Annotated in this window: 17 protein-coding genes and 5 pseudogenes; 19 read left to right on the plus strand and 3 right to left on the minus strand. The window is 62.1% G+C overall.

Annotation, left to right across the window (positions count from 1 at the left end; translation table 11 throughout):
* The first annotated feature begins 114 nt into the window (after positions 1 to 114).
* The 4 genes from OKW39_RS39270 (at position 115) to OKW39_RS39285 (ending at position 3677) form a co-directional block, all read left to right on the plus strand.
* Positions 115 to 540 (plus strand): hypothetical protein, encoded by a 426-nt coding sequence (locus tag OKW39_RS39270; protein ID WP_090810464.1) that lies wholly within the window; start codon positions 115 to 117, stop codon positions 538 to 540.
* A 17-nt stretch (positions 541 to 557) separates the two neighbouring features.
* Positions 558 to 917: a hypothetical protein gene (locus OKW39_RS39275; protein ID WP_429334205.1), complete on the plus strand. Its 360-nt coding sequence runs from the start codon at positions 558 to 560 to the stop codon at positions 915 to 917.
* Positions 918 to 1605: 688 nt separating this feature from the next.
* Entirely contained in the window at positions 1606 to 1887 is a 282-nt protein-coding gene (locus OKW39_RS39280; RefSeq protein WP_429565100.1) for a hypothetical protein, read from the plus strand.
* Between the two features lie 425 nt (positions 1888 to 2312).
* A complete protein-coding gene (locus tag OKW39_RS39285) occupies positions 2313 to 3677 on the plus strand; it encodes a lyase family protein (protein WP_429565101.1) in 1365 nt (454 codons plus the stop codon).
* A gap of 44 nt (positions 3678 to 3721) precedes the next feature.
* Here OKW39_RS39285 and OKW39_RS39290 read toward each other — a convergent pair whose 3' ends face one another.
* Positions 3722 to 3973, minus strand: a complete 252-nt coding sequence (locus OKW39_RS39290) for a hypothetical protein (RefSeq protein ID WP_143037265.1) — start codon at positions 3971 to 3973, stop codon at positions 3722 to 3724.
* A gap of 25 nt (positions 3974 to 3998) precedes the next feature.
* On the opposite strand from OKW39_RS39290, the gene OKW39_RS39295 reads away from it, so the two are divergent.
* From OKW39_RS39295 to OKW39_RS39340, 10 genes and pseudogenes are all read left to right on the plus strand, one after another.
* Positions 3999 to 5084: an efflux RND transporter periplasmic adaptor subunit gene (locus OKW39_RS39295; protein ID WP_090809417.1), complete on the plus strand. Its 1086-nt coding sequence runs from the start codon at positions 3999 to 4001 to the stop codon at positions 5082 to 5084.
* Positions 5081 to 8254: an efflux RND transporter permease subunit gene (locus OKW39_RS39300; protein ID WP_429365171.1), complete on the plus strand. Its 3174-nt coding sequence runs from the start codon at positions 5081 to 5083 to the stop codon at positions 8252 to 8254. Before OKW39_RS39295 ends, OKW39_RS39300 begins: the two co-directional genes overlap by 4 nt.
* A gap of 2 nt (positions 8255 to 8256) precedes the next feature.
* On the plus strand, positions 8257 to 9720 hold the full coding sequence (locus tag OKW39_RS39305) for an efflux transporter outer membrane subunit (RefSeq protein ID WP_429365172.1): 1464 nt from the start codon (positions 8257 to 8259) through the stop codon (positions 9718 to 9720).
* A 314-nt stretch (positions 9721 to 10034) separates the two neighbouring features.
* Positions 10035 to 10673: pseudogene (locus OKW39_RS39310) on the plus strand (molybdopterin-dependent oxidoreductase); the annotation flags it as partial.
* A gap of 1106 nt (positions 10674 to 11779) precedes the next feature.
* Positions 11780 to 12319 (plus strand): DUF4118 domain-containing protein, encoded by a 540-nt coding sequence (locus tag OKW39_RS39315; protein WP_429565102.1) that lies wholly within the window; start codon positions 11780 to 11782, stop codon positions 12317 to 12319.
* Positions 12316 to 12399: pseudogene (locus OKW39_RS39320) on the plus strand (hypothetical protein); the annotation flags it as partial. The gene OKW39_RS39315 and the pseudogene OKW39_RS39320, both read left to right, overlap by 4 nt.
* A gap of 15 nt (positions 12400 to 12414) precedes the next feature.
* Positions 12415 to 12969 (plus strand): sensor histidine kinase, encoded by a 555-nt coding sequence (locus tag OKW39_RS39325; RefSeq protein WP_429565495.1) that lies wholly within the window; start codon positions 12415 to 12417, stop codon positions 12967 to 12969.
* Positions 12957 to 13412, plus strand: a complete 456-nt coding sequence (locus tag OKW39_RS39330; protein ID WP_090809426.1) for a response regulator — start codon at positions 12957 to 12959, stop codon at positions 13410 to 13412. The genes OKW39_RS39325 and OKW39_RS39330 overlap by 13 nt, the downstream gene beginning before the upstream one ends.
* On the plus strand, positions 13412 to 15325 hold the full coding sequence (locus tag OKW39_RS39335) for an ATP-binding protein (RefSeq protein ID WP_429565103.1): 1914 nt from the start codon (positions 13412 to 13414) through the stop codon (positions 15323 to 15325). Before OKW39_RS39330 ends, OKW39_RS39335 begins: the two co-directional genes overlap by 1 nt.
* A 168-nt stretch (positions 15326 to 15493) precedes the next feature.
* A pseudogene (locus OKW39_RS39340) lies at positions 15494 to 15790 on the plus strand (IS5/IS1182 family transposase); the annotation flags it as partial.
* An 8-nt stretch (positions 15791 to 15798) separates the two neighbouring features.
* On the opposite strand, the pseudogene OKW39_RS39345 reads toward OKW39_RS39340, so the two are convergent.
* Positions 15799 to 17068 (minus strand): annotated as a pseudogene (locus tag OKW39_RS39345) (epoxide hydrolase family protein); the annotation flags it as partial.
* Positions 17069 to 17276: 208 nt separating this feature from the next.
* Here OKW39_RS39345 and OKW39_RS39350 point away from each other — a divergent pair.
* The 3 genes and pseudogenes from OKW39_RS39350 to OKW39_RS39360 all read left to right on the plus strand — a co-directional run bounded on the left by OKW39_RS39350 (position 17277) and on the right by OKW39_RS39360 (position 21555).
* Entirely contained in the window at positions 17277 to 18224 is a 948-nt protein-coding gene (locus OKW39_RS39350) for a GlxA family transcriptional regulator (RefSeq protein WP_429565104.1), read from the plus strand.
* Between the two features lie 209 nt (positions 18225 to 18433).
* Positions 18434 to 18787 (plus strand): annotated as a pseudogene (locus OKW39_RS39355) (acetyl-CoA C-acyltransferase); the annotation flags it as partial.
* Between the two features lie 266 nt (positions 18788 to 19053).
* On the plus strand, positions 19054 to 21555 hold the full coding sequence (locus tag OKW39_RS39360; RefSeq protein WP_429565105.1) for a glucose/quinate/shikimate family membrane-bound PQQ-dependent dehydrogenase: 2502 nt from the start codon (positions 19054 to 19056) through the stop codon (positions 21553 to 21555).
* Positions 21556 to 21630: 75 nt separating this feature from the next.
* Here OKW39_RS39360 and OKW39_RS39365 read toward each other — a convergent pair whose 3' ends face one another.
* The gene (locus OKW39_RS39365; protein WP_429565106.1) at positions 21631 to 21783 is read right to left on the minus strand and encodes a hypothetical protein; all 153 of its coding nucleotides are present in this window, start codon (positions 21781 to 21783) and stop codon (positions 21631 to 21633) included.
* Positions 21784 to 22125: 342 nt separating this feature from the next.
* Between OKW39_RS39365 and gltS the strand changes: the two genes are divergently transcribed.
* Entirely contained in the window at positions 22126 to 23328 is a 1203-nt protein-coding gene (gene gltS, locus OKW39_RS39370) for a sodium/glutamate symporter (protein ID WP_429565107.1), read from the plus strand.
* Positions 23329 to 23370: 42 nt separating this feature from the next.
* A complete protein-coding gene (locus OKW39_RS39375; RefSeq protein WP_429565108.1) occupies positions 23371 to 24231 on the plus strand; it encodes a class I SAM-dependent methyltransferase in 861 nt (286 codons plus the stop codon).
* Positions 24232 to 24234 lie beyond the last annotated feature (3 nt).

Consider the following 24234-nt stretch of genomic DNA (forward strand, 5'->3'; position numbering starts at 1 on the left):
CGCGTCGCTTGTATTCGCAGCAGCCCCTTTGTTCCGGCGGCGACGTTTGATACTTAGAGCGCAGGCTGCCCGTTGTCAACGACTGACCGATGCGAAAGACGCAAAGAGGTGGACATGAAAAGCCGGAGCTTCCTGACACGTCAGGAGATTTTCGACCACGCTGTAGAGCATTTATTCGGCCAGGCGCGAGCCTCCCTGCTGCCTCGCGGCGGCGGCGCCTATCGAGGCTACTGCGGTAGCTGTCCGGTCGGCAGCTTCATTAAGCCGCGCGACTATATGACGGCAATGGAAGGCGTGCCCATCCGCTACGTCGCAAAACCGCCAAAGGACGTGCCGGCTTATATGGATATCGGTGTCGCGGCGCTCAAGCGCGCGCTGCTTCGCTCGCGCATCGATGTGTCCGATCCGGTGACTGTCGAATTGCTTAGTTGTCTGCAGAACGTCCACGATGTATTTGGCACATGGGAATGGAGTGAGCGGCTGGCATCAATTGCTCGACAATTTGCCCTGTCGGCCACGTTTCTGAAAGCCGCTGCTTGAGGGTTGCAGGTGTCGTGATGCAGTGCGCAAGAGAGATCTACGAGCGCGTCAGCGCTCATCTGCTTAACCAGGGGGCCGTCTCGGAGGACGAGAACGGCTCATGCCGGCTGCGCGGCGACAACGACCGCGTGTGCGCGGTCGGATCGCTCGTTAGCGACGAGTTCTATCACCCAGACATCGAAGGGATCGGCATTTCGTACTATCGGCACGCCCGGGACGGCAAGCTGCTGCAGGCGCTGTATGCATCCAACGTCAATGCCTACGATCCGGGCATTGTCGATCTGCTGTGCGAACTTGAGGAGATTCACGACGGCGCCAGCGTCGATCAGTGGCCAGATCTTCTCGCCGCTCTCGGTAAGCGGTACGGGTTCGTCTGATGCGAGGGTTCGCGAGTCGTAGCGGCCGGTGGCATGCTGATTGATCAGCCACAGGATAGTGAAGCGTGCGTCGCGACCAGGTTCCGTCGTTTGCGAGGAAAACCGACGTCCGTTTTCGCCACGACCGTCGTCGCGCATTTCCAGGAGGCAGTCGCGGCCGCTTCGCTCCAGTGTATTGGTGACGGTATATGTTGATACCTCGACGGACGCGACAAACGTTTGGCTCGTCACCGATATCTCGGTAAAACGATAGCTGCTGCGGTGCAGGCGCGAGCGATGAGATGGCGAAAAAACGAATCGCTTTATCGCGGCCACCGGAACAACACGCATGGGTACACGCCGGCTTTCCGCACGCTGCTGAACGACGGTATTGGACCCTACACCTGAGCGGATTGGTCTTATCCCTGTCGCCGCCTGCGCTATACCGCCGTATAGGCTTTAGACGGGCAGGTAGAAGCGCGATAACCGACGGTACGATATCTTCCTGGGTCGCTAGCGTCTATCGTGGGAAATGTGGACAGCGCCTTTGCACAGGGGCGATCGACGGAGTCTGATTCATCCGGCGGCGTCCGAAACGTGATGGTCCAGTGGCATTCGCGCGGCTCGGATGCACGGTAGCGTGCGAGCCAGACCTCGATACGCATACTGATAATGGAGATCCCGTCACACCCTCCTGGAGAAGTAATCCATGTTTGACGAACGAGCACGAGTGAAGGCATTACAGTTTGCGCAAGCACATCCTTGGCGTCGGGACGTCAAACGGCGAAATACCGGATTCTCTGTCACCGCTGCGACGCATGTCGTCTCCTGGCGAACGCTCATCCAGACAGTATCTGACTTCCTGTTGAACATCGGTGACGCTGCGTTCACCTCGGCGGTGTCGACAAGACCGGTGTTGTTGGCCCAGGCATTGCCGCGCTACTCGGCGCCCGCCGTGCCGCTAAAGTTTTCTCTTTCCTGTGCGCGGTGAGCCTTTTTTGCGGTTGCCCCATCGACCCCAATGGCGTTTTAGCGTCCGCGCGCCTTGGCTTCGCGATAGTCATCGACAGCGAAACCGGGGTATTTCCTCGGCCCGTTTCTGCGCCGAGTCGGTGCACTCCGATTAGCCGTCAGAAATTACCCGCATTGGTCGCCGGAAATCAACATGCGGCTATACACCGGCTTCACGAGATCGTGGTCTCACCAACGGCTGCTAAGGAAGTGACATGTCAAACATTTTGCGTAACTGGCTCTATCCAGGCACCAATGCCTGCCGCGAATATAGCTTCTCGCCTCGTTGGACCGGAACGCATACCGACGAACCCCGTCCGAACCAGCTCTGCCTTTGATAAGCAGAGCGGCCGCTATTGGCTATTGCGTGTCTTATGCAAGCACTCATCCTTGGCAGGAGTGAATATGGAGATCGGCAGACCAGGTTTCCGGGTCGAATACGATTCGCTGGGCAAGCGGGAAATACCCGAGGAAGCGCGATATGGCATTCACACGCCTGGCGCCGTCGAGAACTGTCCCATATCGGGGACGCCGGTAGGCGCATACCCAAACCTGCGGAATGCGCTGGCGGCAGTCAAGCAGGCTGTCGCAGAAGTGAATGCCGAGTTGCATCGACTCGAACCCCCACCTGGTGACGCAATCGTCGCCTCTTGCGTGGAGGCGCAGAAAGGACGCTTGTGTGACCAGTGCTTCGTCGACGTGACTCAGGGCCGCGCTGACACTGAGAACGACATGAACGCCAACGAGGTGATATGCAACCGCGCTCTTGAACTTCTGGGTCGTCCGCGCGGCGACTATGTTCATCTGGATCCAGGTACGCGCATGTGTCCCGGAGGCGGCAATGTCTATTCGACCGCACTTAGGATCTCGATCTGCGTTGCGATTGAACACCTATGTGACGGGTGCGATGCGTTGCGGTCGGCCTTCGTCAGAAAGGCGGAGGAATTCCGCGATTTGCTGCAACTCGACCGAACCACCCAGTTATACGATGCAGTTCACACCACGCTGGGTTTCAAGTTTTTGACGCATGCGCTTATGCTGGACGAACAGATGGTCAGGTTGCGAGAGTCATCCGCGCAGCTTCGTGAAATCTATCTTCGCGCGACGATTGACGCGGGCGTTACGGCCCATTCCGGATATGAAGTCGAAGCGGTTGAAGTTGAAGCGGTTGATGCAGTAAACGCAATGACCGCGCTCGGTTTGCCTATGGCGTCAACTCCGATTGAAAGAACCCAGGAACGCGCCGCGTATTTGCGGATTTCCGGCATTTTGACCGACATCGCCGTCGAGCTTTCGAACGCGTGCAGTGACCTCCATCTGATATCCATCCGGGCACTATTCGACGTGCCAGAAATCGATCTCGCGTGGATGCGGACCGACTCCTTTGTCACGCCTGGCAGACCGAATGCGGTGATTTCCGATGTCGTCCGTCAGATGGCACTCCGGATTTTGGCTAGCGACGTCGCGGTCACGTTCGCGGCTGAATCGGTTCAGGTGCATCCATGCAAGACGCTGGCCGAGCATTGCATCAGGGAGATCGCGGCCAATTCCGAACAGATCCGGGAGATGCCCGAGTGTCGTCGCGCGATGGCGACTGCGGCAAATCCCTATATTGGCGGCAAGAGTGCTCGCATACCCGGTGCGCATTCCAGATGCAGCATGCTAAGAGAGGCGGTGCTGCACCGGCAGCTGATAGCCGAGGAGGAACTCGACCGGGCCCTGCGCGCTGGCGCAGGCGATTTATCGGTAGTTTTGTCGATGCCGGCGTAGAGAGCAAAAGACCCGTGAGGCAAGTATGCATGTAAGCGCGCGAATCAGACACTGAGTGCGCGCGTCCCATCGGCAGGGCGCATGTCGCCGGCATGCCATGGCGATATGTAGGAATCCAACGTACTGATAGAGATTGTTTGCGCGCCCATGCTGACGGCGAACCGTGCTTCATTGCATGGCGGGTCTACAGCATCGGGAAATTTTTTACCTGGATCAATCCTCTGCCTTGTGAACATCGTGAAACATTCCGTTCCTGTCGCGCCTGAAATTGCACGTATCTTCTTATCTTCGTTCATACGATCGCCCAAGCGGAGGCACGTGATGGTCGCGGCTTGCAGCGCAATCCTGCTGTCGGCATGCCAGTCGCGCGAAGCCGCCGCTCCTGAGCCGAAGCCCGTGGTCGCTCTGGCCGTTCACGCCGACGGGCGCGCGGTAGGTGCGTCGCTGCCGGCTCAGGTGCAGGCGCGCTACTCGACGGTGCTTTCGTTCCGGGTGGGCGGCAAGATCATCGAACGGCGGGTTCATCTCGGCGATGCCGTCAAGGCGGGACAGGTTGTTGCACTGCTCGACCCGACCGACCTGCGCAATAACCTGGCCAACGCACGAGCCCAGCTCGATGCCGCCGAACATCGACTTGTCTACGCGAAGCAGCAGCTCGACCGCGATCAGGCGCAGGCGCAGGCGAACCTGATCGCGCCGGCGCAACTTGAACAGACGCAGGACGCCTACGCCTCCGCGCTCGCCCAGCGCGACTCGGCGCTCGCCCAGATGGCGCTCGCCTCGGACAATCTGCGCTATGCGACGCTGACAGCGGACCACGACGGCGTGATTGCCTCGGAGGACGCCGACACGGGCCAGAACGTTCAGGGAACCCAATCGATCTATCACCTCGACTGGACGGGCGACGTAGACATCGTCTGCGACGCGCCCGAGCGCACGCTGAGCTCGCTGACAGTCGGCAGCATGGCGCGCGTAACGCTGCCGGCGCTACCCGGCAAGACCTTCGAGGCGCGCGTGCGCGAGGTATCGGCTGCTGCCGATCGAGAAAGCCGCACCTGGCGCGTCAAGCTGACGCTGGCCGCCCCGAGCCGCGACGTGCGCCTCGGCATGACGGCGATTGTGGGGTTCGATGTCGTCGGCAACGCGCCCGTGGGGCAGATTTTTACGCTGCCTGTGACGGCGCTCTTTCACGAGGGTGAGCACCCCGCTGTCTGGGTGGTGCGCGCCGGCAGCGACACACTCGAACTGCGCCCGGTCACTATCCAGCGATATGACGAGCGCACCGTCTCGATCAGATCGGGCCTACGCGACGGCGACCGCGTCATGCTCCAGGGCGCACACGCCGTGAGCGCGGGCCAGCATGTGCAGGTGGTGCCCCCGCTTCATCCCGAGGACTTCCCGTCATGAGGGCGCGCGACAGTGAATCCGCAGGCAACAGCGCGCCCGTCCCGTCTTCCGGGGCAGACAAATCTGGCGAAGGCGGCTTCAATCTTTCCGCCTGGGCGCTACGTCATCAGCAGCTCGTGATCTTTCTGATCGGGCTCGCCACGCTTTTCGGCGTGATCGGTTATACGCAACTCGCGCAGTCGGAAGATCCGCCGTTCACCTTCCGGACGATGGTGATCAAGACCTACTGGCCTGGTGCGACTGCGCGCGAGGTGCAGGAACAGATCACGGACCGGATCGGCCGCCAGCTGCAAGCGGCGCCGTATATCGACTACATCAAGAGCTACTCGCGCCCCGGCGAGTCGATGATCTTCTTCGCCATGAAGGACTCCGCGCCCGTCAAGGAAGTGCCGGAAACCTGGTATCAGGTGCGCAAGAAGGTCGGCGACATTGCCGCGACGCTGCCGAAGGGCACCGTCGGCCCGTTTTTCAACGATGAATTCGGCGACGTCTACACCAACATCTATGCGCTTGAAGGCGACGGCTTTTCGCCGGCGCAACTGCACGACTACGCTGACAAGCTGCGCACAGTCCTGCTGCGCATACCCGGTGTGGCGAAGGTCGACTATTTTGGCGACCCCGATCAGCACATCTTCGTCGAGATATCGAATGCGCAGCTCACGCGGCTTTCGATCACGCCGCAACAGCTCGCTCAGGCGATCGACGCACAGAATGCCGTGGCGCCCGTCGGCACCATCACGACCGCGGACGACCGCGTGTTCGTGCGGCCGAGCGGCGCGTTCAAGGACGTGCAGGCACTCGCGGACATGATGATCACCATCAACAAGCGCACGTTCCGGCTGGGCGACATCGCGAAGATCACACGCGGTTATGACGATCCACCGGTGACCCAGATGCGCGTCGGCGGCCAGGCGGTGCTCGGCATCGGCGTGACGATGCAAAAGGGCGGCGACGTGATCGACCTCGGCAAGGCGCTCGATGCAAAAGCCGCCGAACTGCAGGCCACGCTGCCGGCGGGTCTGAAACTCGCTCCGGTTTTGAGCATGCCGCACGCGGTCAAGCAATCGGTGGATGAGTTCGTGAAATCGGTTGGCGAAGCGGTGGCGATCGTGCTGGTCGTGAGCCTCGTCTCGCTCGGTCTGCGCACCGGCATGGTCGTCGTGATCACGATTCCGATCGTGCTGGCGGCAACCGCGCTGTGCATGCACATCTTCAATATCGGCCTGGACAAGGTCTCGCTCGGCACACTCGTGCTCGCGCTGGGTCTGCTCGTCGACGACGCGATCATCGCCGTCGAAATGATGGCGGTGAAGCTGGAGCAAGGCTGGAGCCGGGCGCGCTCGGCAGCGTTCGCGTATACCAGCACGGCATTCCCGATGCTGACGGGCACGCTCGTCACCGTATGCGGCTTTCTGCCGATTGCGCTCGCCAAATCGAGCACGGGCGAATACACGCGTTCGATCTTCGAAGTGTCGGCCATCGCGCTGATCGTTTCGTGGTTCGCGGCCGTCGTGCTGGTGCCGTTGCTGGGTTATCACCTGCTGCCGGAACGCAAGCCTCAACCCGGCGGTGCACACCATGATCCGCATGAAATCGGCAACACCGGCTTCTACCGGCACCTGTCGGGATGGGTTGCGTGGTGCGTCGAGCGTCGATGGGTCGTGCTCGGCGTCACCGTCGTGCTTTTCGCGATTTCCATGCTGGCCTTCACGCGCGTGCCGCAGCAGTTCTTCCCGAACTCGGAACGGCCGGAACTGCTGGTCGATCTGCGGTTGCCGGAAGGCGCCTCGTTCGAAGCGACGCTGCGTGAAGCGAAGCGCCTGGAAAAGGTGCTCGACGGCAAAGCCGGGATCGACCACTTCGTCGACTTCGTCGGCACCGGCGCGCCGCGTTTTTACCTGACGCTCGACCAGCAGCTTCAACAGCCGAATTTCGCGCAGTTCGTGATTGCGGCTAAAAGCGTTGAGAAGCGCGAGGAACTGATGCGTTGGCTCGACGGCATGCTCGAGAAGGACTTCTCCGGCATGCGCACGCGTGTCTCCCGGCTCGAGAATGGTCCGCCTGTCGGGTTCCCGATCCAGTTCCGCGTGAGCGGCGACGATATCGCGACCGTGCGATCGCTTGCTCAAGAAGTGTCGGACAAGGTCCGCGCCGATCCCCGCACGCGCAACGTCCAGTTCAACTGGGACGAGCCGGCGGAGCGCTCGATCTCGTTCGAGATCGATCAAAACAGGGCGCGCCAGCTTGGTGTCACCTCGGAGGACGTGTCGAACTTCCTCGCGATGACGCTATCGGGCTACACGGTGACGCAGTACCGCGAGCGCGACAAGCTGATCAACGTCGATCTGCGTGCGCCAAAGAGCGAACGTGTCAATCCGGCGCAGCTTATGAGCCTCGCGATTCCGACGCCCCACGGCCCGGTGCCGCTCGGTTCGCTCGGACACGTGCGCGATACGCAAGAGTACGGCGTCATCTGGCAACGCGACCGTCAGCCGACCATCACGGTGCAGGCGGACGTGCGCGGCGACGCGCAGGGGATGGACGTGACCCACGACATCGAACGTGCGCTCGCGGCGGAAACCGCCAGGCTGCCGGTCGGCTATCGCATTCAGGTGGGCGGCGCGGTCGAAGAAAGCGTGAAGGGCCAGACGTCGATCAATGCCGAAATGCCGTTGATGATCATCGCCGTGCTGCTGTTGCTGATGATCCAGCTCAAGAACTTCGCGCGGACCTTCATCGTCGTGCTGACGGCGCCGCTCGGCCTGATTGGCGTCGTGGCCGCGCTGCTGCTGTTCGGCAAGCCTTTCGGCTTCGTCGCGCTGCTGGGCGTGATTGCGATGTTCGGCATCATCATGCGCAACTCCGTGATTCTGGTCGACCAGATCGATCAGGATATCGCGGCAGGGCATGCGCGCTTCGACGCGATTATCGGCGCAACCATAAGGCGTTTCAGGCCGATCATGCTGACGGCGGCCGCCGCCGTCCTCGCGCTGATTCCGCTGCTGCGCTCGGGCTTCTTCGGTCCGATGGCGACCGCACTGATGGGCGGTATCACGATCGCCACAGTACTGACCGTGTTCTTCCTGCCCGCGCTGTACGCGGCGTGCTTCAGGGTCCGGCACGACGAGCGCGGAATGCAACCGGTCGTGGACGAGCATACGGAGATTTGAGCATGAGCCTCGTGTATAGAACATCCGTTCTTGCCGTGACAGCGGCACTCGCATTGACGGCCTGCTCGTTCGGTCCCAGCGGCGCGCCCCCGGCGATGCCTTCGCCTGCGCACTACGGTGCCGAGGCACAGCCGGCGAAGACCGTCGCAGCGGGCGGCGTGGCGCAGCAGTTCGATATCGGCGCAGTGGGCGTTCCGCAATGGTGGCAGCTTTACCGGTCGGACGCGCTGAGTGCACTGGTCGAGGAAGGCTTGCGCAACAGCCCCACGCTCGGGGCTGCGCAGCGGACGCTCGCAGCCGCGCAGCAGGAACTGCGCGCCCAGGTCGGCGCATCGACGCTGCCTTCAATCGATGCTGCCGCACAGGTCGATCGCGGGCGTACACCGCTTGTGCCCGGCATTGGCCCCAGCGAGGTTCGCTATAACTTTTTTGCCGGACAGGTTCTCGCGTCCTACACCTTTGACCTGTTCGGTGCGACGCGTTCGGCGAACGCGGCCAGCGCCGCTCGCGTCGACGTGCAGGCGTATCAACTGGAGGCGGCGCGGCGCGCGCTCGCGGCAAACATCGTCGGTACGACGATCAGCGTGGCGGCACTCGATCGCCAGATCGCGCTCACCGAACGGCTCGTCGCCGTGGCCAGGACGGTCGCGAACGAGGACCAGCAGCGGTACGCACTCGGGTCAGTTTCCCGTGCGCAGGCGCTCGCATCGACGCAGGATGCGGCTACGGCTGCGGCGAGTCTTCCTGCATTACGCCAGCAGCGCGCCACAGCCCTCCATGCGCTCGCGGTGCTGATGGGCCGCACGCCGGACAACGCCCCGGCCGTTCCCGATCTCGACAGCCTGGTGTTGCCCGAACACGTGCCTGTCGAGGTGCCGTCGGTCCTGCTGCGTTCGCGCCCCGACGTACAGGCAGCCGACGCCGCCCTGAAGGCCGCAGCCGCCGATGTCGGCGCTGCGACCGCGCAGCTCTTTCCGAGCCTGTCACTGACGGGCTCGATGGGCCGCGGCGGCTTTAGCTGGCCGGCGGTGCTCTCAGGCGCGGGCGGACTCTGGGCCATTGGTGCGAGCCTGACGCAACCGATTTTCCATGGCGGCGCGCTGCTCGCGCACCGCAAGGCGTCGATCGACGCTTACGATGCGGCCGTGCTGAACTACAAGTCCACCGTTCTGTCGGCGTTCCAGAATGTCGCGGATTCGCTTGCCGCACTGGAAAACGACGCACAGACACTCGCGTCGACGGAAGCGGCGGCGGAGGCCGCGAGGGCGGCATTCGATGATACGGCGTCGCGCCATCGCATGGGCTCCCTGCCTTCTACGGCACAGTATGCCAGTGAGCAGCGGTTTCTAAGTGCACAGCTCAGCTCGATTCGCGCAGCAAGCCAGCGTATGAGCGATACTGCGGCGCTGTTCCAGTCGATGGGCGAACTGCCGGCCGGGCAGCCGGTAGCCGCGTCAAGAGAATGATCGTCCCTCGATGAGTTCGGGATGAGCGGCCCTTGACCGGGTCGCCATCCATCGAGAGTAGCTGTGGTGCCAGGCGCTAGTTAGGCACCCACAACATAAATGAGCCGGCATTTCAGCCGCGTCGAATGACACCAGAAAATTCATCCTGGTCGGTCCGTATGGAGCGTCAGAAACTGATTGCCTGCCAGGAATGCGATCTGCTATTTCGCAAACCTTCGCGTCTGAAAGGGCAGGTTGCCAGTTGTTCGCGCTGCGGTGCGAGCCTGAAAGGGATGCATGGCACCGGGCTGCCGCTTGACTGGATCTGCGCTGTGACCCTTGCGCGGTTGATCGGCTTCACCCGGGTCGCGGCCAATCCGGATAGCTGGGAAGGCTGGTACTGGGGCGCCATGCAGCATTTCGTTAACTCGATGCGCGTCGGCGTGCCATCCGGCAATGGTGGCGTCGAGGATTGCCTGAAGGAAGCCGACATGATCGTGTTCTGGTCCTGCGATCCCGAAAGTACCAACGGGGCCTACGCGGGATTCGAGGGCACGCCGCGGCGCCTGTGGGCCAAGGACCTCGGCATAGAGTTCGTTCATATCGACCCACACTGCAACCCTACCGCGCAGTTGCTGGGCGGGCGCTGGATTCCGGTCCGACCGCAAACCGATGCTGCTCTCGCCACCGCCATCATGTACGTATGGGTCATGGAGGGCTTGTACGACGAGGATTACATCGCCACCCGCACGACCGGGTTCGACGAGTGGAGGGCCTATCTTCTGGGCGAAACCGACGGCGTTCCCAAGACGCCCGAGTGGCAGGAGGGCGAAACCGGCGTGCCCGCCAAGGACGTCCGTGCGCTTGCGCGCCGATGGGGAAAAAAGAAGGTCCATCTCGCGGTCGGAATGACCGGCGCGGGATTCGGCGGCGCGGGCCGCGGCGCCACCGGAGCGCAATCGGCGCGCTGCATGTCAGGGATGGCACATAACCTCAGACGCTCGTGCGAGGCCAATCACGGCGGCGTACGCATGCGAACAACGGCCATTCGCCAGGCATGGTCGGAGCCGAGCCGCTGCAGCCGACTCCTATCCCAACTGCATCGTTCGCTCATAACACGCACACGCGGACGGCGAAAATCTACGAGACTACAGGCTGGCTCGTGTTTTGCCGGTCGACCCCGCGGTTCTGGCAAGTTCACCATGGCAATCCGTCTTCTAAAAGTACTCGTCATACTGCTGGTGTCAGGCGCAGGCTTCCGGCCAGTCGCGGCGCACGCGTACGCGCTTGATGGGCAATTCGACTGCAGGGCGAGTCCACACGCGTTTATCGGGCAGCTCATCAACAACCAGTACATCGACCCGAATCCGATGCACGTTGAGGCGAATTCGGTCAACGCGTTTCGGCCAACGCAAGGCAGCGACATAACGGCCTTCGGCTTTCGTGTCTACGCCGTGCTTGGGTACGAGCAGGACGACGGGACGTTCAAGAAGGGCCGCGGCAATGCGTTCGCGGGCCCGCTGTATGGCGCTGTGCTGTCCGCTCCCAGCGACGCGGTCGAATCGCGCGTGCGCGATGCTGGCAGCAACGCTACCGTTCGCACGGTGATTCCGTTGTTGCTGACCGCGGTGGTCTGCAGCCCGTCTTGACGCGCGGCGTCCGTACCTTCACGGTGGAAGGCTTCCTGTCTGCCACGCCTCTTCGGCGCCGAAGTCAAGCTGGAGCCTGCCAATGACCGCTTCTCCAGAGAGCCGAATGGGTACTTCCGACCCATTGAACCCGGCACCCCATCTGCGGCAGCTACTGAACCCCTGAGCTGCCATTCGCCGATTTGCCTATCCATGTTTGTCAAGCGGTGTTGATCGGTTTAACGGAAGACTTCTGGCGGTCTATTTGGCAGACGAATCGTTGGTGGACCACACCCGCACCATCGCGATGATCGAGGCGGACAACGGGCACAAGCATGAGCCGGCTCGCCAACGCATCCGCGTTGGGGCGTCCCCGCCTGCTCAACTATCGGAACTGGGACGACTATAATTTTTAGTTCAGGGGATCCGCACCTTTGGAAATGAGGCGAAGCTTGGCGCACTTGCACCTGGACTTGCAAAGTCGCTCACCGATTCTGCGCTACGGCTTATCCGTCGTCTGCGTTGGGGCTGCACTTGGGCTGGCGCTCGTGTTCCGGTTTTTCGGGATCCACGACATCTACGGGTCCCCTTTTAACTTCGCCATCGGGGTTGCTTGCTGGTACGGAGGGGTAGGACCTTCCGTGCTGGCAGTCGTGCTATCGGCGGCATCCTACGATTATTTTCTTTCTGCGCCGCTGTACACCATCGGTCTTCAAACCAAAGATTTTCCGCGTTTTTTAGTTTTCACGGCATGGGGCTTGATCTTTGCCGGTTTCGTCGCTGCGCGACGGCGAATCGAAACTGAGCTTCGTCACACCAGCGATCGCCTTCAGGCCGAATTGCAACAGAGAGTCAGCATAAAGAAAGCGAGATTCACAGGCTCAATCAGGAAGTCACCGCGCGGGCTGAGCAGCTTGAAACGAGTAACAAGGAACTGCAATCTTTCGCCTATTCCGTCTCGCACGATCTACGCGCGCCACTTCGCCATGTGATCGGATACTCCGAGCTACTACAAAAACAGGCGGCCTCTTCGCTCGATGATAAAAGTCGTCGCTACATACAAACGATTGTCGACGCGGCAAAAAGAATGAGTAACCTGATCGACGATTTGCTGGCCTTTTCCAGGGTCGGACAGGTGGAGACCACAAAGACGCCGGTGAGCCTCGATCAGCTCGTCAAGGAGGTCGTTGCGGAGATCGGGCAAGAAACGAGCGGGCGAGACATTGTATGGACAATCAACCCTCTTCCGGTCTGCTACGGGGATCGTCCCATGCTCCGACTGGTTATCGCCAACCTCGTCGCCAATGCGGTCAAATTCACACGCATGCGAACGCGGGCCGAAATCGAGATTGGTTGCGTGGACCCAAATAAAGACGTGGTGGAGGTGTTTGTGAAAGATAATGGTGCAGGCTTTGACATGCGGTATGCGCATAAACTGTTCGGCGTTTTTCAACGTCTGCATCTCCCGGAGCAGTTTGAAGGTACTGGCATCGGACTAGCTATCGTTCAACGCATCATCGTCCGCCACGGAGGCAAGGTCCGTGCAGAGGGGGGGGTGGATCAGGGCGCTACTTTCTATTTTTCAGTGCCTAAGGCACACGGTGCAACGGCAAAGACTGCGAGGACACCATGGACCAACTAGGACGCATTCTGCTCGTCGAGGATGACCCGAGAGACGTCGAACTCACTCTGGCCGCGCTGTCAGACTGTAACTTGGCAAACGAGGTAGTGGTTGCCAGAGACGGACAGCAAGCCTTGGATTACCTCTATTGCAGGGAGGAATTTGTCGATCGCTACGACGAGAACCCTTCAGTCATGTTACTGGATCTGAAACTCCCCAAGGTCGATGGCTTGGAAGTCCTGGACACAGTGAAGTCGGACGAACGTTTGAAGCTCATTCCCGTGGTGGTGCTCACATCGTCGCACGAAGAGAAAGATATGATGCGAAGCTATAAACTCGGGGTAAACGCGTACGTAGTAAAGCCGATCGACTTTCATGAATTTATAAATGCCATCAAGGAGCTAGGCGTATTCTGGGCACTGATCAATGAGCCGCCGCCAGGCAGCATGAGGAAGGGGCAATAATGTCGGGGCTTCGCATTGTGTTGCTGGAAGATAACGCGAATGACGCCGAACTCATTCAAGAGTTCCTTCAAGCCGATCATCTCTGCTGCGAAATCGTTCGCGTGCAATCGCGTGCGGACTTCGAGGCTGCGTTGAAAACCGTTGGAATCGACCTGATTCTCGCGGATTACAAACTTCCGGCGTTCGACGGCCTCTCGGCATTGGAGGTCACTCTGCGCGAACGTCCCGAGGTGCCCTTTATCCTGGTTTCCGGCACGCTTGGCGAAGAACTGGCGGTAGAGGCGCTAAAGAGTGGCGCTACCGATTTCGTTCTGAAGACGCGGCTGTCGAGGCTGGTGCCCGCAGTGCGGCGCGCGCTGCGCGAAGCAAGTGAGCGAGCCGAACGCAAGAACGTCGAGCAGGCGCTACACCGGAGCGAGATGTATCTGGCGGAAGCCCAACGACTGAGCCACACAGGGAGTTTTGGCTGGTACCTGTTGAGCGGCGAGATCTATTGGTCAGATGAGACTTATCGAATATTCGAGCTCGACGCTGCCATCAAGCCCACCGTGCAGGCCATCATCGACCGGACGCATCCGGACGATCGTGTCCATGTGCAGCAAATCATCGACCGCGCCGCAAGCGAAAGGAAGGCATTTACGGTCGAGCATCGTCTGCTGATGGCTGATGCTTCTATCAAGTATGTTCGAGCTGTGGCGCATGGCGTGAACGGCTGTGATCCGGATCGCTTCCGTTTCGTGGGCGCGGTAATGGATATCACCGAGCGCAAACGCACCGAACAAACACTGCTCGAACGCGAGTCGAAGATCCGGCGCCTCGTGGATGCCAACATCATCGGGATCATTGTCTGGAATTTCGATGGTGAGATTCTCGAGGCCAATGACGCATTTCTGCGCATGGTGGGATACGAGCGTGAAGATATAGGCTCAGGTCGCGTAGGCTGGAGGGATCTGACGCCGCAGGAATGGCTCCCGCGCAGCGAACGGGCCCTGGTGGAGGCCGGGCAGACGGGGCGCGCCCAGCCTTACGAGAAGGAGTACATCAGGAGGGACGGTAGCCGTGTGCCCGTTCTGGTCGGTTTGGCCACGTTTGACGCAAGCGGGACGGAAGGTGTGGCATTCGTCGTGGATCTGACCGAGCGCAAGCGTGCCGAAACCGAAGCCCACGAGAGCGATCGGCGTTACCGGGAGGTGCAAAGGGAGCTGGCGCACGCGAATCGTGTCGCAACCCTGGGCCAACTCACGGCCTCGATCGCTCATGAAGTCAACCAGCCGATCGCCGCGACGGTCACCAACGCCCAGGCGGCGCTGCGATGGCTCGCCGGCCAGCCTCCTGAAGTCGAGAAGGCCCGGCAGGCGCTCGGCCGGATCGTCAACGACGGTAACCGAGCGGGGGACGTAATCGGCCGCATCCATGAACTGATCAGGAAGACGCCGCCACGGAAGGAACCGGTGGACATCAACGAGGCAATCCGCGAGGTGATTGAGCTCACCCGTGGCGAAGCGTGGAAGCACGGCGCCTCGGTGCAGACGCATCTCGCGGACCGATTACCGCTAATTGAAGGAGATCGGGTCCAGTTGCAACAAGTCCTCCTTAACTTGCTCATCAACGCGATGGAGGTTATGAGCGGTGTCAGCGATGGCGTGCGGGAATTGCTCATCAGCACGGCAAGAGCCGACTCGGGCTGTGTACTCGTGACGGTGCTCGATTCGGGGCCTGGCTTTGCCGCGGACAGTGCCGAGCGCCTTTTCGCTCCTTTCTACACCACCAAGCCGACCGGTTTGGGGATGGGGCTGCCGATCTGCCGTTCGATCGTCGAGGCGCACGGCGGCCGATTGTGGGCAAGCGCGAACGTGCCGCGCGGCGCGATCTTTCAATTCACGGTGCCCGCCCATCCAGACGCTTCATCGTAACTGCGAGCAGCACGAGCACTTCCTCGCGCTGCTGTCCGTCCGTTGGCCAAGGCAGAGATGCTATGTGGGACTACCCAAGCCAGACCCGTCCAGGGCAACGCTAATTAAGTCCACCGAACCGGTACGTCAGGCGTCAGAGATCGGATCGAACGAGGAAGGCGAAACAGGATGAAGCAGCAGACGCTGGCGATGGCAGCCGATCAAGGAACGGGTTTCGAGACGCACCGCAAACGCACGCGGCGCGACGAGTTTCTCGACACGATGAACGCGATCGTGCCATGGGCGCAACTGTGCGCGGTGATCGAGCCGCATTATCCGAAGCGCGGCAATGGCCGCCCGCCTATTGATCTTTAGCGCATGCTGCGGATCCACTTCGTGCAGCACTGATTCAATCTGGCCGACTTCGCCTGTGAGTGCCATAACCGCGCAAGTGCGGAACGATTACCCGATAGCCCGCCGATGCGATCCGCAGCGAAGCGGGGGCGAATTTCTTCCGAGAAAAGTTGCGGTTGTTCCCATGCCGCGAAGTGGCCGCCCTTGTTCACTTCGTTGAAGTAGATGAGGTGGTGATAGCTGCGCTCGGTCCAACTGCGGGGCGCCTGATAGATCTCGCCGGGAAACACCGTCACGGCGGCTGGGATCGAGATGTTCACGCTATTGAAGTTGTTCGCGTTGTTGGTCCAGTACAGCTGCGCCGCCGACGTGGAGGTATTGGTCAGCCAGTACAACGTGATGTCGTCGAGCATCTCGTCTTTGCTCAATGACCGTTCAGGATCGCCGCCGCTGTAGGTCCAGTCCGCGAATTTGTCGTACATCCACGCAGCCTGCCCGACCGGAGAGTCCGCGAGCGCCATAGCCGATCGTCTGCGGACGTGTGACCATCATCGCCGCATAGCCGCCGCCGCGCGTGTACAGATTGTTCAGCGACTGGTAGGCGATTTTCTCCTTGTCGGGAAGTCCGCGCGGCGGCGGATCGCCTGCCTTCAGCCGTTTTGCGATTTCGGGCGGGACAGTCGCTGGCATGTTGACGTGAATGCCGAGCAAGCCCGGCGGCTTTTGCGCGGCCATCTTGTCGGCGATCACCGAGCCCCAGTCTCCGCCCTGCGCGACGTAGTGCTGATAGCCCAACCGCCGCATCAGTTCTTCCCACGCTCGCGCGATGTGATCAGGCGTCCAGTCGGCCGTTGCCGGCTTGCCCGAAAACCCATATCCGGGCATCGATGGCAGAACCAGATCGAACGAATCCTCCGCCCGTCCTCCGTACGCTACCGGGTCAGTCAACGGTCCGATCACCTTGAGCTCTTCGAAGACCGAGCCGGGCCAGCCATGCGTCATGATGAGCGGCAACGCACCGGGATTTTTCGAGCGTACCCAGATGAAGTGAATATCGACCCCGTCGATCGTGGTCACGTACTGCGGCAGCGCGTTGAGCTTCACTTCAGCGTTGCGCCAGTCGTAGTCGGTGCCCCAATACTGCACGAGCGCCTGCAGCTTCGCGAGCTGCGCGCCTTGCGACCGATCCGTCACCGTCTCCGGTTGCGGCCAGCGCGTCTGCGCGATGCGTTTCTTCAGGTCGGCTAGCTGCGCGTCGGAAAAGTGCGCCGTGAACGGTCGGAACGCCGTGTCGTCCGTCGACGCAGCCGACGTCGCGGCCGTTTCGGCCGCAAGCGCGGTCGCCGGCAAGTTCGCGATGGCGGGAGCCGCCATCAGCGCGGTGACGAGTAGGGATTTGAGGACTTTCATGAGGAGTTCTCCTGACCTGCGATAAGGAAACGGTGACTAGAATGGGAACTGAAAGAGTCGGTCGACCGCTGGTGCGGAAGGATCGTCGAGGGCCGCTCATTCGCGTTCAATCAAATCCGCGCATCCATAGCGCATTTATATGGGCGGCCGCCGAGATCGCAAAGGACGTAGAAACTACGGTTTCAGGACACCACTCAAAGGAATCGCCGTGCCGTCAGTCGCGTTCGTCGTGTTCGATGGGTTTCACGCCATGTCGCTCGCCGCGCAGCCGGTGTTTTCGTTTGCCAATCAGAAATTCGGTGAATCGTTCTACGAAGTACTCACGCTGTCGGAACATGGCGCGCCGGTCAGACCGATCGGTGGTCCCACGGTGATGACCGAACCCTTCGAAGAGCGAACGTTCGACACGGTCCTTTTCACGGGCGGCGATCCGGGCGCGGCGCGGCCGTCCCATGGGCTGCTCGCCTACGCACGTCACAGCGCGGCGACGGCCCGGCGCGTCGCCGCTATTTGCACGGGCGCCTTCGTGCTGGCCGAAGCGGGCCTTCTCGACGGCAAGCGCGCCACCACGCACTGGGTCTATGCGTCCGCGCTGCGGAAGCATTTTCCGCGCATCCGTGTGGAGGAAGACCGGATTTACGCGGTCGACGGTTCGATTTGGACGTCGGCGGGCATGACGGCGGGAATCGATCTCGCGTTGGCGCCGGTCGAGGCCGATCTGGGGGTGGACGTTGCGAGATCGGTCGCGCAAACGCTCGTCGTTTCTCATCGACGCGCCGGTGGTCAGTCCCAGCATTCGGCGTTGCTGGAACTCGATGCGAAATCGGATCGCATTCAGTCCGCGCTGACGTACGCGCGGAAGAATCTCGCGCAACCGCTGCTGGTGGAACAACTGGCCGAAGTGGCGCGGCTCAGCCCGCGTCAGTTCAGCCGCGCGTTCCGGGCGGAGACGGGGCAATCTCCCGCCAAGGCCGTCGAGAGACTGCGTCTCGAAGCCGCGCGACTCATGCTGGAAAGGAGCCGCCATACGGTCGAACAGATCGCCCAGCAGACCGGATTTTCCGACCCGCGCCGCATGCGCGATGCGTTCACTCGAGCGTTTGGACAACCGCCACAGGCGATACGTCGCAATGCGCGCTGGGCCGCGCCGGGATGATGGGGGCGGCCCAGCGCAGTCTTCGATCGGTAGGTCTGGTCGGCAATGACCCGCGCGACCGTTTGCAGCGACTGCTTGGGCGTCGTCAAGCTGACCGAGCCGAGCGCGAGCCGGATCGCGTGCGGTAGGCGCGCCGACGCGGCGAACGGATGCGCGGTCGAAACGGCGATCTTCTCGCGCCTCAGGGCCATGGCGATCGCCTGGCGCAACGCGGCGCATTCGATGCCGAACTCGTCGCCGTCGAAATAGAAGGGCGCAAGGGCAGCATCCAGTTCACGCGCGACGAGCTGCCGCGTCCGGAAACGACCGTGGAAACGCTGGCAAAGCTGCGTCCCGCGTTCCGTCCCGATGGCACGATCACGGCGGGCAATGCGCCCGGCCTGAACAGCGGTGCGGCGGCAATGGTCGTGGCCGAGCGCGGTTATGCCGACGCCAGGGGCATCGAAGCGAGTGCGCGTCTTGCGGCTTTCGGCATCGCCGCCGTCGAGCCCGGCATGTTCGGTCTCGGTCCCGTGCCGGCCGTGCATATCGCGTTGGAGCGAGCGGGCTGGAAGCTCACCGATCATCGCTGTGGCGCAGCATGATTCAATTGACCGTCGCCAACGAAGCGGCATATCTTGAGCATTGCCGACGCTACGCTCTCGACCACCTGGGCCAACAGGTCAGATAGCGAGGTATCGGTTGCATGTCCGCGGCAGGTTCGATCTCATCGCTGCACGCGCGATAACCCGCGAGAAGTCAGGCGCCTGCATCGAACAACAGGACAGACCAGGCCCATCTTTTGCGGTCTGCGCGCGCACGTCGTTCTTGATTAGGGTGGAAGATCATCATGTCGAGACAGCCCGGTTGGTCAGTCGTCATCGGCGCAATCACACTTGTGTTTCTCGCGCTCACTTCGCTTTACCTCGCGATCGGCGGAGCATGGCTGATTGCCGTAGGCGGGTCGTGGTACTACCTGATCACGGGCCTGCTGCTCGCAGTAGTGACGTGGTTGCTTTACCGGCGCAAGCCCGCTGCGCTCGTTCTCTATGCGCTCGTGATGATTGCGACCGCGGTCTGGGCACTGTGGGAGTCCGGCACGGACTTCTGGGCATTGGCTCCGCGCTCCGGGGTGCTGGTCATTTTCGGCGTGTGGCTACTGCTGCTCGTGAGCTGGCGGATGGAGGGCGCACGCGGGCTCGGCATGGGTTCGCTCGTCGTTGCATTGGCTGTCTGGGCGGGCGTGCTCGTCTACGCGAACTTCAACGACCCGCAAACGGTCAACGGCAGCTTCAGTGCGGCATCGGCGGCCCCCGCAGAGACCGGTGATAGCGCCGCCGACTGGCCGGCCTACGCGCGCACCCAGGCCGGTACCCGCTATTCCCCGCTGACTCAAATCACGCCTGCAAACGTCAAGGACTTACAGGTCGCGTGGATCTTCCGGACCGGGGATAGCAAAGGCCCCAACGACCCCGTCGAGATTACGGACGAAGTCACGCCGATCAAGATCGGCGAGACCTTGTTTCTATGCTCGCCGCATCAGATCCTATGGGCGTTGGATGCGCGGACCGGCAAGTTGAAATGGAAATTCGATCCGCAGCTGAAGGCCGATCCGTCGTTCCAGCACGTGACCTGCCGTGGTGTGGCTTACGTCGATCTTTCCGCGGCCGGTCCCGCGCCGACGGCTGATCAGCCCTCGGCCGCATCGGCCGCTGCGCCGGATCAGCAGGCAGCATCGGCCGCCGCGCCGGATCAGCAGGCAGCGTCGACCGCGGCGCCCGCTCAGCAGCAACCAGCGTCTGCGCCCGCTGCGACTGCCGCGACCGCGGGGGCCTGCATGCGCCGCATCTATCTGCCCGTCAACGATGGCCACCTGTATGCGCTCGACGCGGAGACAGGGGCGCTGTGCAAAACCTTTGCCAACGGCGGCGATCTCGATCTCCAGCACAACCAGCCGGTGACGACCCCCGGCATGTATGAGCCGACCTCGCCGCCGGTCATCACGAACGACGTGATCGTCGTCGCGGGCGCGGTCGAGGACAACTATTCGACGCGCGAGCCGTCGGGCGTGATCCGCGGCTTCGATGTGCGTTCCGGCGAACTGCTGTGGGCGTTCGACTCGGGCGCGAAGGACCCGAATCAGAATCCTCCGGCCGGCGGTCACTACACGCTCACGTCCCCGAACTCGTGGGCGCCCGCTGCATACGATCCCAAGCTGGACATCGTCTATCTGCCGATGGGCGTGACCACGCCGGACATCTGGGGCGGCAACCGGACGGCGGAGCAGGAGCGTTTCGCGAGCGGCCTGCTCGCGCTGCACGCGTCGACGGGCAAGCTCGCGTGGTTCTATCAGACGGTCCACCACGACCTGTGGGACATGGACCTGCCATCGCAGCCCACGCTCGCGGACATTACCGACGTCAAGGGCAATACCGTGCCTGTCGTGTATGCGCCGGCCAAAACCGGCAACCTGTTCGTGCTCGACCGGCGCACGGGCGTGCCGGTGGTGCCGGCTCCGGAGCGTCCGGTGCCGCAGGGTGCGGCGCCCGGCGACCATGTTTCGCCTACCCAGCCGTTCTCCGGACTGACCTTCCGGCCATCGAAGGATCTCACCGATGCCGACATGTGGGGCGCCACGATGTACGACCAGCTGGTATGCCGGATCATGTTCCACAAGCTGCGCTATGAAGGCACCTTCACACCTCCATCAGAGCAAGGAACGCTGGTCTTTCCGGGCAATCTCGGCATGTTCGAGTGGGGCGGCATGGCGGTCGACACAGATCGCCAGATTGCGGTCGCCAATCCGATTGCGCTGCCGTTCGTTTCGCGGCTGATTCCGCGTGGCCCGGGCAATCCGATTCAGCCGATACCGGGCGCGAAAGGTTCGGGGACGGAGACCGGAATTCAGCCGCAATACGGCGTTCCGTTCGGCGTGACACTGAATGCGTTCATGTCGCCGGTCGGTCTTCCTTGCAAGCAACCTGCCTGGGGCTTCATTTCGGCGATCGATCTGAAGACCAACCAGATCGTATGGAAGAAGCGGATCGGAACGGTGCGGGACAGCTCACCGCTTCCGTTGCCGTTCAAGATGGGGATGCCGATGCTCGGCGGCCCGATCATCACGGCGGGCGGCGTGGCGTTCATCGGCGCGACGGCCGACAACTACATTCGCGGCTTCGACGTGAACAACGGCAGGCAGCTCTGGCAGGCGCGTCTGCCCGCCGGCGGGCAGGCAACGCCGATGAGCTATTCGGTCAACGGACGTCAGTTCGTGGTGATTGCGGCAGGCGGTCACGGCTCATTCGGTACGAAGCTCGGCGACTACGTGATTGCCTATGCGTTGCCGCAATAGCAAAGCAGTGAAGCAGGGTGGACGTGCGTGGACAGGACTGCCACGTCCACGCACGGCAATGCAGTCATCTGTTTGTCACTGACTTGCGGCGGACGGCGAACTGCTCGCCGCCGAATCCGCGTTGGCTGTTCCACCCGCCTTATCGGCGGGCTTGCAGCCCGCGCATATCGCGGCGATAGCTATCGTGATCGCGCTCGCGAGAAGCCGGCGGTAGAGGATTGGTTTCATGACATCTCCTGGTTGGGTGGCATCCGATCAATACTTGCGACGCAATCAGACAGCGCTCGTCGGGCTATCCTGCAGAGCTACGCATCTCCTATTCCCGCTGGTTTGAATTCACGTCAGTGCGAGAATCTGTCGGTCACTCCGTGTACTGAGAAACCCAATATGGGCTCCGACCTTGCCGGATAAAACCCAAGGAAAATCATACTTTGCCTGGACGGATTGGCTAAGATGTCGCAGGTTCGCGCGCGCTCCGGATGACGACAAAGCCTTGCCGCATTCCGATGCGCCGCGGCGTCGCGCCGGGAAAACAGAAAACGTTGTCACGCTCCCGCTCGGAGGCCATTCATGACTATTGGCGTATATGCCACGCTGGTTGCGACGTCGCTCGTGCTGCTGCTCGGCGAAAAGCTCGTGCAGTGGATCGGCGTGCTAAGGACCTATTCGATTCCGGCGCCGGTGGCAGGCGGGCTCATCGTCGCGATCTGCGTGCTGATCACGCGCCTCACCACCCACGTGCAGGTCAGGTTCGATTCGACGATGCAGGCGCCGCTGATGCTCGCGTTTTTCTCGACGATCGGTCTGAATGCGCATCTATCAAGTTTGAAGGCGGGCGGCCCGGTGTTGATCCGCTTTCTCGCGCTGGTCTGCGGGCTGCTGATCCTGCAGAACGTGGTCGGCTTGCTGCTTGCGTTCGCCCTCGGCGTCGATCCGCTGCTTGGGATTCTCGGCGGCTCGGTCACGTTGTCGGGCGGCCACGGTACTGGCGCCGCGTGGAGCCAGATCTTTACCGAGCGTCACGGACTGGAGTCGGCGACCGAGATCGCGATCGGCTGCGCGACGTTTGGCCTCGTGATGGGCGGCGTGCTCGGCGGTCCGATCGCACGGCTGCTGATGCGGCGGATCAGCGCCGACGAGTTGCTGCGCGTCAAACAGCTAAAGGACGAAACGCTGGTCTTCGAAGAACCGAAGGCGCAGCAGGCCACCACGCCCGCCGCGATCATCACGACGCTCGCGCTGATCTCGATCTGCCTCGCGGGCGGCGAAATGTTTGCCGACTGGATCGCGGACACCGCGTTCGAATTGCCGACGTTCGTCTGCACGCTGTTCATCGGCGTGATCCTGAACAACGTGCTCGCGCTCGTGCGTGTGCGGATCGACCAGCACGCGGTCGCGCTTGTCGGCAACGTCGCGCTCGCGCTCTTTCTCGCGATGGCGCTGATGCGGCTCGACCTATGGGGGCTTGCCGCGCTCGCGGTGCCGATCATCTCGATCCTCGCGGCACAGACGCTGCTGATGGCGCTCTACGCGGTATTCATCACGTTCCCCGCGATGGGCCGCAACTACGACGCGGTCGTGTTGTGCGCGGCGCAATGCGGCCTCGGACTTGGCGCCACGCCGACCGCGATCGCGAACATGCAGGCGATCACGAACCGCTTCGGCCATTCTCATCTCGCGTTCCTGATTGTGCCCTTGACGGGCGCGTTTTTCATGGACATCGTCAACGCGATCGTCATCAAACTGTTTCTCGCGCTGCCGTTTTTCCATTGAGCAGCGGTGGCATTGGCACATCAACCCAAGCGGGCAAATACCATGAGCGATCCACGACACATCGCACCCGACAGCACCGCCGCGCGCGTCGCGTTATGGCGTGCGCTGCACGTGCAGGCCGACGCGCCGCCGCACGTGCTCGAAGACGAAGTCGGCTTGCAGTTGCTGGCGCCCGCCGAAGACTGGCGCAGCCGCGGCGATATGGATCCGCGGTTCACGCGGCCGTTTCGCGCGTCGATCGTCGCGCGCGCACGCTTTATCGAGGATCTGGTCGTCGAGCAGACCGGGCGCGGGGTGGATCAATACGTGATTCTGGGCGCCGGTCTCGACAGCTTCGCGCAACGCCGGCCCGACATTGCGTCGCGGCTCACCGTGTTCGAGGTCGACCCGCCGGGACCGCAAACGTGGAAGCGTCAGCGGCTCGGCGAGCTTGGTTTCGGCCTGCCGGACTGGCTGCGTTTCGTGCCGGTCGACTTCGAAGCGGGCGATAGCTGGCGGCAGCGTCTCGTCGCCGAAGGCTTCGACGAAACCAGGCCGGCCGTCGTCGTGTCGACCGGCGTCAGCATGTATCTGACGAAAGAGGCGAATGCGGCGACGCTGCGCGAAGTGGCCGGGCTGGCGCGCGGCTCGACGTTCGCGATGACGTTCCTGTTGCCGCTGGAGATGGCGGACCCGGACGTGCGCCCCGGACTCGAAATGGCAGAGAAGGGCGCGCGTGCGAGCGGTACACCGTTCATCAGCTTCTTCATGCCGCAGCAGATGATCGCCATGGGGCGCGAAGCGGGCTTTGACGACGCGCGGCACGTGTCCGCGGCCGATCTGACGCAGCGCTACTTCGCGGCTCGGACGGATGGGCTGCGACCGCCGGGCAATGCGGAGGAGTTGCTGGTGGCGAACACCTAAGGG

Source organism: Paraburkholderia sp. MM6662-R1 (assembly GCF_050436245.1).
In the GTDB taxonomy this organism is placed as follows: domain Bacteria; phylum Pseudomonadota; class Gammaproteobacteria; order Burkholderiales; family Burkholderiaceae; genus Paraburkholderia; species Paraburkholderia tuberum.

Coding starts and splice junctions, on each gene's coding strand:
- OKW39_RS39270 (WP_090810464.1), top strand. CDS start 115: ATGAAAAGCCGGAGCTTCCTGACACGTCAGGAGATTTTCGACCACGCT.
- OKW39_RS39275 (WP_429334205.1), top strand. CDS start 558: ATGCAGTGCGCAAGAGAGATCTACGAGCGCGTCAGCGCTCATCTGCTT.
- OKW39_RS39280 (WP_429565100.1), top strand. CDS start 1,606: ATGTTTGACGAACGAGCACGAGTGAAGGCATTACAGTTTGCGCAAGCA.
- OKW39_RS39285 (WP_429565101.1), top strand. CDS start 2,313: ATGGAGATCGGCAGACCAGGTTTCCGGGTCGAATACGATTCGCTGGGC.
- OKW39_RS39290 (WP_143037265.1), bottom strand. CDS start 3,973: ATGAACGAAGATAAGAAGATACGTGCAATTTCAGGCGCGACAGGAACG.
- OKW39_RS39295 (WP_090809417.1), top strand. CDS start 3,999: ATGGTCGCGGCTTGCAGCGCAATCCTGCTGTCGGCATGCCAGTCGCGC.
- OKW39_RS39300 (WP_429365171.1), top strand. CDS start 5,081: ATGAGGGCGCGCGACAGTGAATCCGCAGGCAACAGCGCGCCCGTCCCG.
- OKW39_RS39305 (WP_429365172.1), top strand. CDS start 8,257: ATGAGCCTCGTGTATAGAACATCCGTTCTTGCCGTGACAGCGGCACTC.
- OKW39_RS39325 (WP_429565495.1), top strand. CDS start 12,415: ATGAGTAACCTGATCGACGATTTGCTGGCCTTTTCCAGGGTCGGACAG.
- OKW39_RS39330 (WP_090809426.1), top strand. CDS start 12,957: ATGGACCAACTAGGACGCATTCTGCTCGTCGAGGATGACCCGAGAGAC.
- OKW39_RS39335 (WP_429565103.1), top strand. CDS start 13,412: ATGTCGGGGCTTCGCATTGTGTTGCTGGAAGATAACGCGAATGACGCC.
- OKW39_RS39360 (WP_429565105.1), top strand. CDS start 19,054: ATGTCGAGACAGCCCGGTTGGTCAGTCGTCATCGGCGCAATCACACTT.
- OKW39_RS39365 (WP_429565106.1), bottom strand. CDS start 21,783: ATGAAACCAATCCTCTACCGCCGGCTTCTCGCGAGCGCGATCACGATA.
- gltS (WP_429565107.1), top strand. CDS start 22,126: ATGACTATTGGCGTATATGCCACGCTGGTTGCGACGTCGCTCGTGCTG.
- OKW39_RS39375 (WP_429565108.1), top strand. CDS start 23,371: ATGAGCGATCCACGACACATCGCACCCGACAGCACCGCCGCGCGCGTC.